Annotated in this window: 11 protein-coding genes; 6 read left to right on the plus strand and 5 right to left on the minus strand. The window is 67.0% G+C overall.

The genetic code is table 11. The annotated features are described in order from the left end of the window. The first annotated feature begins 3 nt into the window (after positions 1-3). Genes H7J73_RS09760 through H7J73_RS09775 form a run of 4 tightly spaced genes read left to right on the plus strand, consistent with a single transcriptional unit; the run spans position 4 to position 5,812 of the window. Positions 4-2,064 carry a bifunctional aldolase/short-chain dehydrogenase gene (locus tag H7J73_RS09760; RefSeq protein ID WP_435405459.1) on the plus strand — a complete coding sequence of 687 codons (2,061 nt, stop codon included), beginning with the start codon at positions 4-6 and terminating at the stop codon, positions 2,062-2,064. Positions 2,065-2,071: 7 nt separating this feature from the next. Further along, entirely contained in the window at positions 2,072-3,532 is a 1,461-nt protein-coding gene (locus tag H7J73_RS09765; protein ID WP_264067145.1) for a rhamnulokinase, read from the plus strand. A gap of 5 nt (positions 3,533-3,537) precedes the next feature. After that, positions 3,538-4,773, plus strand: a complete 1,236-nt coding sequence (locus H7J73_RS09770; protein WP_264067146.1) for an alpha-hydroxy acid oxidase — start codon at positions 3,538-3,540, stop codon at positions 4,771-4,773. Between the two features lie 13 nt (positions 4,774-4,786). Further along, complete coding sequence (locus tag H7J73_RS09775; RefSeq protein ID WP_264067147.1) at positions 4,787-5,812, plus strand: LacI family DNA-binding transcriptional regulator; 1,026 nt, start codon at positions 4,787-4,789, stop codon at positions 5,810-5,812. Here H7J73_RS09775 and H7J73_RS09780 read toward each other — a convergent pair. The 5 genes from H7J73_RS09780 to H7J73_RS09800 form a co-directional block, all read right to left on the minus strand. Further along, a complete protein-coding gene (locus H7J73_RS09780) occupies positions 5,781-6,980 on the minus strand; it encodes an NAD(P)/FAD-dependent oxidoreductase (protein WP_264067148.1) in 1,200 nt (399 codons plus the stop codon). The two genes, H7J73_RS09775 and H7J73_RS09780, sit on opposite strands and share 32 nt — an antisense overlap. Before the next feature lie 58 nt (positions 6,981-7,038). Next, positions 7,039-7,380, minus strand: coding sequence for a TfoX/Sxy family protein (locus tag H7J73_RS09785; RefSeq protein ID WP_264067149.1), 342 nt, complete (start codon positions 7,378-7,380; stop codon positions 7,039-7,041). Continuing rightward, a complete protein-coding gene (locus H7J73_RS09790; RefSeq protein ID WP_264067150.1) occupies positions 7,370-8,401 on the minus strand; it encodes an LLM class flavin-dependent oxidoreductase in 1,032 nt (343 codons plus the stop codon). Before H7J73_RS09790 ends, H7J73_RS09785 begins: the two co-directional genes overlap by 11 nt. 74 nt (positions 8,402-8,475) lie before the next feature. Continuing rightward, positions 8,476-10,803: an endopeptidase La gene (gene lon / locus H7J73_RS09795; protein WP_264067151.1), complete on the minus strand. Its 2,328-nt coding sequence runs from the start codon at positions 10,801-10,803 to the stop codon at positions 8,476-8,478. Positions 10,804-10,837: 34 nt separating this feature from the next. Beyond that, positions 10,838-11,440, minus strand: a complete 603-nt coding sequence (locus tag H7J73_RS09800; protein WP_264067152.1) for a VC0807 family protein — start codon at positions 11,438-11,440, stop codon at positions 10,838-10,840. A gap of 76 nt (positions 11,441-11,516) precedes the next feature. Here H7J73_RS09800 and H7J73_RS09805 point away from each other — a divergent pair, with 76 nt between their 5' ends. Continuing rightward, positions 11,517-12,443: an NADP-dependent oxidoreductase gene (locus tag H7J73_RS09805; protein WP_264067153.1), complete on the plus strand. Its 927-nt coding sequence runs from the start codon at positions 11,517-11,519 to the stop codon at positions 12,441-12,443. Next, positions 12,440-13,120: an SDR family oxidoreductase gene (locus tag H7J73_RS09810; protein WP_264067154.1), complete on the plus strand. Its 681-nt coding sequence runs from the start codon at positions 12,440-12,442 to the stop codon at positions 13,118-13,120. The genes H7J73_RS09805 and H7J73_RS09810 overlap by 4 nt, the downstream gene beginning before the upstream one ends. Positions 13,121-13,122 lie beyond the last annotated feature (2 nt).

Consider the following 13,122-nt stretch of genomic DNA (forward strand, 5'->3'; position numbering starts at 1 on the left):
TCGATGTCCAACCTTTCCGAAAACAGCACCGTCGCCGAGCTGATCGCCCGTTCGAACCGTCTCGGCTCCGACCCGAAGAACACCAACTACGCCGGCGGTAACACCTCGGCCAAGGGCTCGGATGTCGACCCCGTGACCGGAGCTCCGGTGGACCTGTTGTGGGTCAAGGGATCCGGCGGAGACTTGGGCACTTTGACCGAGAACGGGCTGGCCGTGCTGCGGCTGGACCGGATGCGCGCGCTGGTCGAGGTCTACCCCGGCGTCGAGCGGGAGGACGAGATGGTCGCGGCGTTCGACTACTGCCTGCACGGTCGCGGCGGAGCGGCCCCGTCGATCGACACCGCAATGCACGGCCTGGTGGACGCCAACCACGTCGACCACCTGCACCCCGATTCGGGGATCGCGCTGGCCACCGCAGCCGACGGCGAAGCGTTGACCAAGCAGATCTTCGGCGACCGCGTGGTGTGGGTTCCGTGGCGCCGCCCCGGTTTTCAGCTCGGTCTCGACATCGCCGAGATCAAGAGGCGCAACCCGCAGGCGATCGGCACCATCCTCGGCGGCCACGGCATCACCGCCTGGGGGGAGACCTCCGCGGAAGCCGAGGCGTACTCGCTGGAGATCATCGACACCATCGCCCGCTACCTCGAGACCCACGGCAAGCCGGCGCCCTTCGGGGCACCACTGGAGGGCTACGCCGGTCTGCCCGACAAGCAACGGGGCACCAAAGCCGCCGAGTTGGCGCCGTTCATCCGCGGGTTGGCCTCCACCGACAAACCTCAGGTCGGGCACTTCACCGACGACCCGCGGGTACTGGAATTCCTGGCCAGCAGCGAACATCCGCGGCTGGCTGCTCTCGGAACCAGCTGCCCCGATCACTTCCTGCGCACCAAGGTCAAACCGATGGTGCTCGACCTGCCCGCCGACGCCTCGATCGAGGACGTCAAGGCTCGGCTGACGGAGCTGCACGAACAGTACCGGGCCGACTACGCCGGCTACTACGAGCGGCACGCGTCGCCCGATTCGCCCGCCATGCGCGGTGCGGATCCCGCGATCGTGCTGATCCCCGGCGTCGGAATGTTCAGCTACGGCAAGGACAAACAGACCGCCCGGGTTGCCGGCGAGTTCTACCTCAACGCCATCAACGTGATGCGCGGCGCCGAGGCCATCTCCACCTACGCGCCCATCGACGAGGCGGAGAAGTTCCGCATCGAGTACTGGGCACTGGAGGAAGCCAAACTGGCCCGGCTGCCCAAGCCGAAACCGCTGGCCACCCGCATCGCGCTGGTCACCGGCGCCGCGTCCGGCATCGGGAAGGCCATCGCCACCCGACTGGCTGCCGAGGGTGCCTGCGTCGTGATCGCCGACCTGGACGCCGAAAAGGCTGAGGCCGCCGCATCAGAAATCAGGGAGGCGATCGGCTCCGCCGATATTGCGATCGGGATCGCCGCCGACGTCACCGACGAGGCGGCAGTGCAGGCCGCGATCGACGCAACGGTACTGGCGTTCGGCGGTATCGACATCGTGGTCAACAATGCCGGACTGTCGCTGTCGAAATCGCTGCTGGAGACCACGGCCGCGGATTGGGACCTGCAGCACAACGTGATGGCCCGTGGTTCGTTCCTGGTGTCCAAGGCGGCCGCCCGGGCACTGATCGAGCAGAAGCTGGGCGGCGACATCATCTACATCTCGTCGAAGAACTCGGTCTTCGCGGGCCCCAACAACATCGCCTACTCGGCGACCAAAGCCGATCAGGCCCATCAGGTTCGGCTGCTGGCCGCCGAACTCGGTGAGCATGGCGTCAAGGTCAACGGCATCAACCCCGACGGCGTGGTGCGCGGGTCGGGGATCTTCGCCGGCGGCTGGGGCGCCAAACGCGCGGCGGTCTACGGTGTGCCGGAGGAGGAGCTGGGCGCCTACTATGCGCAGCGCACCCTGCTCAAACGTGAAGTGCTGCCGGAGAACATCGCCAACGCCGCGTTCGCGCTGTGCACATCGGACTTCTCGCACACCACCGGGCTGCACGTGCCCGTCGACGCCGGTGTGGCCGCGGCTTTTCTGCGATGAGTGTGCGATGACAACCCAGCAGTTCGTCGCTGTCGATCTCGGTGCCACCAGTGGCCGGGTGATGCTGGCATCGGTCGGCCGCACGACGTTCGAGATGCACGCGGTGAACCGGTTCGCCAACGACCCGGTATACCTGTGGAACGGCAACCGGACCGCGATGCACTGGGACCTGCCCGGCCTGTTCGCCCATATCTGCACCGGTCTGGCCGAGGCCGGCCGGCAGGCTTCGCGGTTGACCAGCGTCGGCGTCGACTCCTGGGCGGTGGACTACGGCCTGCTGCGCTGTGGGAAATTGCTCGGCCTGCCGTACAACTACCGCGACGCGCGCGGTGCGGTGGGCGCCGATCTGGTGCATACCCGGCTGTCGCAGGACGAGGTCTTCGCCCGTAATGGGCTGCAGTTCCTGCCTTTCACCACGATGTTCCAACTGGCGGCCGACGTCGGCGAGGGCCTGATCGACATGGCCGATACGGCGCTGCTCGTTCCCGACCTGATCGGCTACTGGCTGACGGGTGTCACCGGGACCGAGCGGACCAACGCCTCGACCACCGGGTTGCTGGGCGTCGACGGGCGGTGGGACGACGATCTGGGGACGCTGCTCGGCCTGCGCCGGCGACTCTTCCCCGATCTGGTCGAGCCCGGTGCTGTACTCGGCGGGCTGCTGCCCGAGCTGGCGGCTCGGGTCGGGGCGGACCCGGGTCTGCCGGTGACCACGGTGGCCTCACATGACACCGCCTCGGCGGTGGTGGCGGTGCCGATGGCCGCCGAATCCGCGGCATACATCTCCTGCGGGACCTGGGCGCTGGTGGGGGTGGAATTGCCCCGGCCCATCGTCACCGAGGCGACCCGCGCCGCGAACTTCACCAACGAGGTGGGCGCCGACAATCGAATCCGCTTCCTGCGCAATGTGATGGGCCTGTGGCTGCTCAGCGAGTCGGTCCGGCAATGGAGCCGTGAGGGCATATCGGTGGACTTGCCGAATCTGCTGGAGCAGGCCGCGCAGTGCCCGCGCACACCGGAGGTGTTCGACGCCGACGACCTGCGGTTCCTCGAGCCCGGTGACATGCCCGCCCGCATCCGCGCGTGGTACGCCGAACACGGCCTGCCCGGGCCGGCGACCCTGCCCGAGATGGCGCGGGCCATCGTCGAGAGCCTGGCCGCCGGCTTCGCCCAGGGTGTCGAACAGGCCGCCGAACTGTCGGGCACGCCGGTCGAGACTGTGCACATCGTCGGCGGCGGGGCGCAGAACCGGTTACTGTGCCAGCTGCTCGCCGACCGGGTGGGGCGGCCGGTGATCGCCGGCCCGGTCGAGGCGACCGCCATCGGTAATGTGTTGATCCAGGCCCGCGCCCACGGCGTGCTCAGCGGTGACCTGGAGGCGCTGCGGGCCACCTTGAAGAAAAGTAGAGCCACCACACTCTCCACCGAAACCTATGTGCCGCAGCATTCTACGGCCGGAAGGGCGTGAAGAATATGAAGCGTCGGATACCCAACAGACATGACCTCGCGCCGCTGATGCAATTTAAGAAGCCCGAGTTCGACGCCACCAAGCGCCGGCTCGACAAGGCGTTGACGATCGACGATCTGCGCCGGATCGCCAAACGCCGCACCCCCAAGGCTGCGTTCGACTACACGGATGGCTCGGCGGAGGCCGAGCTGTCGCTGGCGCGAGCGCGACAGGCATTCCAGGACATCGAATTCCATCCCGCAGTCCTGCGCGACGTGTCCAAGGTGAACACCGGCTGGGATGTGCTCGGCGCCCCGGTCAGCCTGCCCTTCGGCATCGCGCCGACCGGTTTCACCAGGATGATGCAGACCGAGGGGGAGATTGCCGGCGCGCGCGCGGCAGGCCGGGCTGGTATCCCGTTCGCCCTGTCCACCATGGGCACCACCTCCATCGAGGATGTCAAGGCGGCAAACCCGCTCGGGCGCAACTGGTTTCAGCTCTATATGTGGAAGGATAGGGACCGGTCGATGGCGCTGGTCGACCGCGCCGTCACGGCCGGCTACGACACCCTGCTGGTGACGGTGGACGTCCCCGTCGCCGGGGCGCGGCTGCGCGACACCCGCAACGGCATGTCGATCCCGCCCGCTCTGACGTTGCGCACGGTCGCCAACGCGCTGCCCCGGCCGCAGTGGTGGATCGACTTTCTGACCACCGAACCGCTGTCGTTCGCCTCGCTGGACCGCTGGTCGGGCACCGTGGCCGAACTGCTCGACACGATGTTCGACCCGACCGTCACGTTCGACGACCTGGCCTGGATCAAGACGCAGTGGCCGGGCAAGCTGGTGGTCAAGGGCATCCAGACGGTGGCCGACGCCAAAGCGGTGACCGACATCGGCGCCGACGGCATCGTGCTGTCCAATCATGGCGGCCGCCAACTTGATCGGGCGCCCATCCCGTTCCATTTGTTGCCGTCGGTAGCCGCCGAGGTCGGCAATGACACCGAGATCATCCTCGACACCGGCATCATGGCCGGCGCCGATATCGTCGCCGCCATCGCGCTCGGCGCGCGGTTCACCATGGTGGGCCGCGCCTACCTGTACGGCCTGATGGCCGGCGGGCAGGCCGGGGTCGATCGGGCGATCCAGATTCTGGCCGGTCAGATCGAACGCACGATGCGGTTGCTCGGTGTCGCTAGTCTCGAGGAGCTGACGCCGCAGCATGTGACGCAGCTGGTGCGATTGGCCCCACGAGCCACGACCTGAGAGGAGCGCGTCGATGGCGGTCGGCATCAAAGAAGTCGCGGCGGCAGCTTCGGTGTCCGTCGGCACCGTCTCGAATGTGCTCAACGCGCCGGAGCGGGTCGCTCCTGCCACCGTGGCGCGGGTCCACGCCGCGATCGAGCGGCTGGGTTTCATCCGCAACGACGCCGCTCGGCAGTTACGGGCCGGATCGTCGCGGTGCGTCGGGCTCCTGGTTCTCGATGTCGGTAACCCGTTCTTCACCGACGTCGCGCGGTCGGCCGAACGGCGCGCCGCTGCCGCCAACCTGGTGGTGCTGCTGGGGACTTCCGACGACGACGCCGACCGCGAGCGCGCCTATTTGGAGACCTTCGACGAACAGCGCGTCTTCGGGCTGCTGATCTCCCCGGTGGGGGAAGACCTCACCCGACTCCATGCGCTGCACAGCCGGGGAGTCCCGGTGGTCCTCGTCGACCGTGACGGCACCGGGACACCGTTTGCGTCGGTCGCCGTCGACGACGTCGCCGGCGGCCGCCTGGCGGTGGCGCATCTGGGTGAGCAAGGCCGGACGCGCATCGCCTATGTCGGTGGCCCGCACGGACTGCGCCAGGTCGCCGACCGTCTCGCCGGTGCGCGCTCCGCGATCGAGGATCACCCCGGGGTGATCCTCGAAGTGATCGAAACGGACGAGCCCAGCGTGCTGGCCGGCCGGGCGGCAGGCGAAAAGCTTTGTGCGCGCAGGCCTAAGGACCGACCCGACGCGGTATTCTGTGCGAACGACCTGCTGGCCATCGGGATGCTGCAGGCGTTGGTGCAGGGCGGAGTCGAGGTGCCCACCGAGATCGCGCTGATCGGCTACGACGATATCGATTTCGCCCGGTCGGCAGCCATCCCACTGTCATCGGTGCGTCAGCCGAGCGCGGATATCGGCACCACCGCAATCGAACTACTGCTGGCAGCGGTCGACCGCGCCGAACCTCGCCACGTGGTCTTCCGACCGGAGCTCATCGCCAGGACGTCGACCGGGGCTGCTACTGCGGGAGTGGCCGCTTCTCACGGATGAGCGCCTTGATGTCGTCGAGGCCTTCCCAGATGTTGACGTTCATCCCGGCCAGCACCCGGTCGTCACCGTCGAGCCAGTAGACGGTGAACTCCCGGCCCGGTACGTCGCCGCGGAACTCCACGCGCTCGTAGCCAACCGAATAGCCGACGTACTCCATGCCCAGGTCGTACTGGTCGGTGAAGAAGTAGGGCAGCTCTTGGTATCCCTGGGGGTATTCGGCTGTCTTGCCGAGCATTCCGGCCACCGCGACGGCGGGCTGCTTCATGGCGTTGGCCCAGTGCTCGGTGCGGATGCGGGTGTCGAACACCGGGTTGTCCGCGGCGGCGATATCGCCGACCGCGTAGATGTCAGGGTCGCTGGTGCGCAGGGACGAGGTGACCTGAACACCGCCGCCTGCCATCGCCAGCCCCGCCTCCTCGGCCAGCTCGACGTTGGCCTGGGCGCCGACGGCGACCAGGACGGAGTCGGCGGCGACCGTCGAACCGTCACCGAGCAGCAGCCCGGTGGCGGTGCCGTCCTCGGTGGTGATTTCCTCGACCGAGGCCTCCAGGCGCAGGTCGACACCGTGTTCGCGGTGCAGCCTGGCGAAGACCTCGGCGGCTTCCTCGCCGAGAGCGGCCAGCAGCGGCAGTTTCGCGGATTCGACGACGGTGACGTTGACGCCACGTTCCCGCGCAGTGGCTGCGACTTCGAGGCCGATCCACCCCGCACCGATAACCGCGAGTGAAGACCCTTCGGTCAGAACCGAATTCAGTGCCTCGGCGTCGTCGACAGTGCGCAGGTAATGCACACCTGAGGAGACCGAACCGGGAATCTTCGGCCGGCGCGACCGCGATCCGGTGGCCAGCAGCAGCTTGTCGTAGCCCTGGATGCTGCCGTCGTCGAGCCGGACGGTGCGCGACTGCGGATCGATGGCCGTGACGGTGGTGCCCAGCCGCAGGTCGATGTTGTGGTCGCGGTACCAGTCGGCATCGTCGACGGTGAACTCCGCCAGCGTCTTCTTGCCGGCCAGGAATTCCTTCGACAGCGGCGGCCGCTCGTAGGGCAGCTGTTCCTCCTGCGCGAACAGCACGACCTTGCCCTCAAAATCCTGCTCCCGCAGAGCCTCTGCGGCCTTGGCGCCCGCGAGGCCACCGCCGATGATGACGAACGTCGTAGAACTGGTCATGGTCACATCTCCGTCCTGGTTCTCAATTTAGCCCGCGTCAGCTGTGGTGCCGGCGCGCCTATTTCGGTGGCAGACCCTTCGCGTACTCGAAACTCCGGGTCACCCAGCGCTCGAGCTGGCGTTTGGTCTTGACACCGTCCTCGGCGACCAGCAGCCAGCCGCGGGTTTCCCGGCCCGCCATCACCATCGGACTGACGTGTGCCCGCTGCAGTAGTGCTGCCGTGTCCCCGGGCGGGACGCGGACCATCAACCCGCCCTTGCTGCTGACCGCGACGGCCATGTGGCCACCGATCAGGAAGGCCAGGCCACCGAACATCGGCTTCTCTTGATATTTTGAGACGCCGGGTTCGGTGCCGAGGAGTTCCCTAATGCGGTTGGCGAGGTCCTGGTCATAGGCCATGCCATCCGAGTCTAGGGCCGAGCTGTTCGGCCATATCGGCGATGATCTGCGTGTAGTCGTCCTCGTCGAAGGTGAACGGCAGCGCGAACGCGATCTCACTGGCGCGCTGGAACCCGGCATGCTCGAAGAGTTGGTCGGCGAGTTCGTCGGAGGTGCCGACGTAGTCGGGGGAGAACAACATGCCTCTTGGCCCCTGCGGACTTTTGGTGCGTTCGAACCGGCTGGCGGCGTATTCGCGGTAGCGCCGGACCTGGTCCGGGCTCGCTGAGTCGGTCGGGATGACCACCAAACCCTGTGACACCCTTGCTGTTTCGGGGCTGGGGTGGTGTTCGCGGTAGGCGTCGATCTGCTGCCCCTGGATGGTCGCGAAATCAGTGGGGGACGTGCCCTCTGAAATGTCCTGCGTGCTGACCACGGAGCTGGTCAGATAGTTGATGCCCTGCTGGCCGGCCCAGATCGCCGACGACAATCCGCCGCCGTACCAGAGCCGGTCCGCCAGGCCGGCGGAGTGCGGCTGCACGTAGTTGGTGAACTGTTCGATCCCGACGGTGCCCTCGAAATCGCTGACGGGTTCACCGCGCAGACAGGAGAGCAGGCGCAGCACCCGGTCCTTGGAGAAGTTCTCCTGATCGTGGGTCTCGGGATAGAGCGCGGTCTTGTAATGGTCGTACATCATCGGCGTGCCGACCGAGACGCCCGGGTTGATCCGCCCACCGGACAGAATGTCGACGGTGGCCAGATCCTCGGCCAACCGCAGTGGGTTCTCCAGGCCCAGCGGGATCACCGCGGTGCCCAACTCGATGCGACTGGTGCGCTGAGTAGCGGCAGCCATGATCGCCACCGGCGACGAGATTCCTGGTTGCAGATGCCGGTCGCGCAACCAGACACTGTCGAAGCCGAGGGCCTCGGCCCGCTCGATCACGGTCAAGGTCTGCTCGAGCCCCGGTCCCGGATCTGACGCGTCGAACCGGCCGATCGTCAGGAAGCCGAGCTTGCGCAACGGTTCTCCGCGTCTGGGCATTCGGTCTCCTCGCTCGAAAATGCAGTCAGGGTCGTGACTTCTAGGAAATCACGACCCTGACCGCAATCTGGTGACTAAGCCGCGACCGTCACTGTCTCAGCCGCTGGTTCCAGCGCCTGCGCGATGATATCGGCCACGTCGGTCATCGGTTTGACCTCCAGAGCTTCGAGCACCTCGGCTGGCACGTCGTCCAGGTCGGGCTCGTTGCGCGCCGGGATGAAAACCGTGGACAGTCCGGCCCGTTGGGCGGCCAAGAGCTTCTGCTTGACACCCCCGATGGGCAGCACCCGGCCGTTGAGCGTGACCTCACCGGTCATGCCGACGTCGGCGCGAACCTTGCGGCCGGTCGCCATCGAGACCAGCGCGGTCACCATCGTGACACCCGCGGACGGTCCGTCCTTGGGCACCGCCCCCGCAGGTACGTGCACGTGGATCCGACGGTCCAGCGCCTTGGGGTCGACCCCGAGTTGCTCGGCGTGGGCGCGGACATAGGACAGCGCGATCTGGGCCGACTCCTTCATCACATCGCCCAGTTGGCCGGTCAAGGCCAGGCCGGATTCGCCGTCGTTGGAGTTGGCCTCGATGAACAGCACGTCGCCCCCGAGCCCGGTGACGGCCAGTCCGGTCGCCACACCGGGGACCGCGGTGCGCTCCTCGGATTCCGGGGTGAACCGCGGACGGCCAAGGTAGCCAACCAGATCCGGCTCATCGATAACGAGGTTGACCAGTGGGTTGTCCGCCAGCTTCGTGGTGGCCTTGCGCAGCGCCTTGGCCAACAACCGCTCGAACTGCCGCATGCCGGGTTCGCGGGTGTAGTCGGCCGCGATCTTGCGCAGCGCGGCATCGGTAACCGCGACTTCCTCGGCCGTCAGCGCCGCCCGGTCCCGCTGCCTCGGCAGCAGGAAGTCGCGGGCAATGGCGACCTTGTCGTCTTCGGTGTAGCCGTCGATCTGCACCAGCTCCATCCGGTCCAGCAGCGCTGACGGGATGTTCTCGATCACGTTGGCGGTGGCCAGGAACACCACATCCGACAGGTCCAGATCGAGGTCCAAGTAGTGGTCGCGGAACGTGTGGTTCTGCGCCGGGTCCAGCACCTCAAGCAGGGCCGCCGACGGATCACCGCGGTAGTCCGAACCCACCTTGTCGATCTCGTCGAGTAGCACGACGGGGTTCATCGAGCCGGCTTCGCCGATGGCCCGCACCAGGCGGCCCGGCAGGGCGCCGACGTAGGTCCGCCGGTGACCACGGATCTCCGCCTCGTCGCGCACTCCACCCAGGGCGACGCGGACGAACTTACGACCCAACGCCCGGGCAACCGATTCACCCAGCGACGTCTTGCCGACACCGGGAGGCCCGGCCAGCACCATCACGGCACCGGAACCACGCCCGCCGACGACGGCCATGCCACGCTGCGAACGACGCGCACGGACGGCCAGGTACTCGACGATGCGGTCCTTCACATCGTCGAGACCATGGTGATCGGCATCCAGGATGTCGCGAGCGGCTTTGAGATCGGTGGAATCCTCGGTCGAGACGTTCCACGGCAGGTCCAGGACGGTGTCCAACCAGGTGCGGATCCAGCCACCCTCGGGGCTCTGCTCGCTGGAGCGTTCCAGCTTGCCGACCTCACGCAGCGCGGCTTCGCGGACCTTCTCTGGCAGGTCAGCAGCCTCGATACGGGCGCGATAGTCATCTGACCCATCGGGTTCGCCCTCGCCGAGCTCCTTGCGGATCGCGGCCAGCTGTTGGCGCAGCAGGAACTCCTTCTGCGTCTTCTCCATGCCGGACCTGACATCGTCGGCGATCTTGTCGTTGACCTCGGTCTCGGCCAGATGGCTGCTGGTCCAGTCGATCAGGACCCGCAAGCGCTCGGCCACATCCGTGGTCTCCAGCAGCTGACGCTTCTCGATATCGGTCAGATACGAGGCATAACCGGACGTGTCGGCCAGTGCCGACGGGTCGGTCAGCTGGTTGACGTAATCGATGATCTGCCAGGCCTCCCGCCGCTGCAGCATCGCGAGCAGCAGTTTCTTGTATTCGGCGGCCAGGGTCTTGACGTCGTCGGTCACCTCGACGTCGGCGATTTCCTCCACCTCGACCCACAGCGCAGCGCCGGGGCCGGTGGTCCCGGTACCGATATGGGCGCGACGTTCACCGCGTACAACGGCGGCGCTTCCTGCGCCGCCGGCGATCCGCCCGACCTGCACGATCGAGGCGATCACACCGTGGGTGGGGTAGCGGTCGTCGAGCCTGGGGGCGATCAGAAGCTTGCCGGACTCGCTCGCACGCGCGGCGTCGACTGCGGCCTGCGCAGCGTCGTCCAGCGCAATCGGGACCACCATGCCAGGGAGCACGATCGGATCGGCGATGAACAACACCGGCAGAGATTGGGCTTGCGCCATATTTCCTCCAAAGTTGATACTGCCCGGCTCAACCTCAGAGTGGCGCGGTTTGTTCCCCCGCATTCCGTCGGGCGACGACGATGGTCGCCAGCACCAGGAAACCGATGACGGGCAGGGTGATCGCCGAGTTCACGCCGTTGGCGACGTCGACCGACTCGTTGGCGATGACCACCAGACGAACAGCGACTTCGAGGAGAAGGCCGATGCCCCACATCGCCGAGAGCTGAATGTGGACGCGGCGGAAGCGATCGGCGTCCCGAACAGGTTCGTCATCTGATTTTCGAAAGCGCTCGCCGACGACCTGTGTCAGCGGCGTCCCGACGACACAGCTACCGAGGAAGATGAGCCCGCCGATACCGTTGACCAGGGTATTGCCGATCAGGACCGTTTTGGGGTCATCGGTGGCCAGGCCGACGGCCAGGCTCATCCCGAAGGTGAGCAGCAGATAGGCGGCGAACGGATCGAGTCGACGGCTTCGGAGTACGCCGTAGAGGACGCGCGCTCCCGACAACACGGTGGCGGATATCAATGCCACGTATTCGGAGGCCCCGGCGGCACGCAGCCCGTAATAGGCCACCAGGGGCGGTGCGACGTCCACAAGCACGGTCTGCAGAACCGGACGTACCGAGCTACTCACCGCCATAACCGTAGGGGCGGATGCTAAGGAGTCCCTGTGAGGGAATAGCCGCGCCGGCTGACCGGTCATAGCCTGCATGAAAGCAGTCCAGTTCGACGGCTACGGCGATATCGATGTTCTCCAGGTGCGGGAGGTGCCGCGCCCGGAACCTGGCCGGGGTGAGGTGCTCGTCGCCGTAAAGGCGGCCGGGATCAACCCTGGTGAGGCCATGATTCGCCGCGGCGCGCTGCACGAGCAGTTTCCGGCCACTTTCCCGTCCGGGCAGGGCAGCGACTTGGCCGGTGTAGTGACTGAGCTCGGTGCCGGTGTACAGGGCTTCGCCGTCGGCGACGAGGTGCTCGGTTTCTCGGACCTGCGCTCCAGCCACGCCGAATACGTCGTGGTGCCGGCCGAGCAGCTCACCGGCAAGCCGGCCGGCGTGCCCTGGGAGGTCGCCGGTGGTCTGTTTGTCGCGGGTACGACTGCCTACGCGGCGGTGCGCTCGGTGAATCTGACACCAGGTGACGCCGTCGCGGTATCCGGCGCGTCAGGCGGGGTGGGTTCCATCGCTGTCCAGCTCGCGAAGCGAACCGGCGCAACAGTTCTCGGCGTCGCTGGACCGTCGAACGACGACTGGCTCGCCGCCCACGGCGTGATCCCGGTGAACTACGGCGACGGGCTGGCGGACCGGCTGCGGGAGGCCAGTCCGTCGGGCCGCGTCGAGGCCTTCCTCGACCTCTTCGGCGGCGGATACGTCGAACTGGCCGTCGACGAGCTGGGCGTCGAACCCGACCGGATCGACACCATCATCGATTTCCCGGCCGTCGAGAAATTCGGCGTCAAGCTGGAAGGCAGTGCGATGGCGGCCAACGTCGCCGTGCTGGCCGAACTTGCCGGACTGATCGCTGCCGGTGAGCTCGAGGTACCGATCGCGGGGGTGTATCCGCTGGAGCGGGTGCAGGACGCCTACCTGGCTCTCGAACAGCGCCACACCCGCGGCAAGCTCGTGCTGGGCATCTCGTGAAAGTTGTTGCCATCACAGGAGCGAGCAGTGGTATCGGCGAGGCGACCGCCCGACTGCTCGCAGCGAAGGGTGACGCGCTGGTGCTGGGCGCCCGGCGGGGCGACCGGCTTGAGGAGATCGCCGGAGAACTACGTGCGGCAGGTGCCTCCGTCATCACCAGCTCCACGGACGTGACGGTCCGCGCCGATCTGGAGCGGCTGGTCGGACGCGCCACCGACGAGTTTGGCCGCCTGGACGTGCTGGTCTCCAACGCGGGCGTCGCCCATCTCAGCCCGGTGAGCGACGGCGATGTCGACGGCTGGGCGAACATGATCGACGTCAATCTGCGTGGCGTGTTGTACGGCATCGCCGCCGCGATGCCGGTGTTTCAGCGCCAAGGTGGCGGTCATTTCGTCACGACGGTGTCGACTGCCGGGTTGAAGATCGTGCCCACCATGGCCGGTTACGCCGCCACCAAAAATGCGATCCGCACCTTTCTGGAGGCGCTCCGCCAGGAGTCCACCGACGGCGTCATCCGGACCACATCCATCTCACCCGGCTACGTACGCACCGATTTCAATCCGACTGATTTCGGCCTCCCCGCGGATGCGGTGGCCAGGGCGATCGCGTTCGCGATAGAGCAACCCCACGACGTGGAGATCGGCGATATGACGATCCGCCCGACTGCGCAGGGCTGATT

This window comes from Mycolicibacterium komossense (assembly GCF_025822605.1).
Classification (GTDB): Bacteria; Actinomycetota; Actinomycetes; order Mycobacteriales; family Mycobacteriaceae; genus Mycobacterium; species Mycobacterium komossense.

Bases quoted from the DNA above. Each gene is read 5' to 3' on its own strand.
- H7J73_RS09760 (WP_435405459.1), top strand. From the start codon at position 4: ATGTCCAACCTTTCCGAAAACAGCACCGTCGCCGAGCTGATCGCCCGT.
- H7J73_RS09765 (WP_264067145.1), top strand. From the start codon at position 2,072: ATGACAACCCAGCAGTTCGTCGCTGTCGATCTCGGTGCCACCAGTGGC.
- H7J73_RS09770 (WP_264067146.1), top strand. From the start codon at position 3,538: ATGAAGCGTCGGATACCCAACAGACATGACCTCGCGCCGCTGATGCAA.
- H7J73_RS09775 (WP_264067147.1), top strand. From the start codon at position 4,787: ATGGCGGTCGGCATCAAAGAAGTCGCGGCGGCAGCTTCGGTGTCCGTC.
- H7J73_RS09780 (WP_264067148.1), bottom strand. From the start codon at position 6,980: ATGACCAGTTCTACGACGTTCGTCATCATCGGCGGTGGCCTCGCGGGC.
- H7J73_RS09785 (WP_264067149.1), bottom strand. From the start codon at position 7,380: ATGGCCTATGACCAGGACCTCGCCAACCGCATTAGGGAACTCCTCGGC.
- H7J73_RS09790 (WP_264067150.1), bottom strand. From the start codon at position 8,401: ATGCCCAGACGCGGAGAACCGTTGCGCAAGCTCGGCTTCCTGACGATC.
- lon (WP_264067151.1), bottom strand. From the start codon at position 10,803: ATGGCGCAAGCCCAATCTCTGCCGGTGTTGTTCATCGCCGATCCGATC.
- H7J73_RS09805 (WP_264067153.1), top strand. From the start codon at position 11,517: ATGAAAGCAGTCCAGTTCGACGGCTACGGCGATATCGATGTTCTCCAG.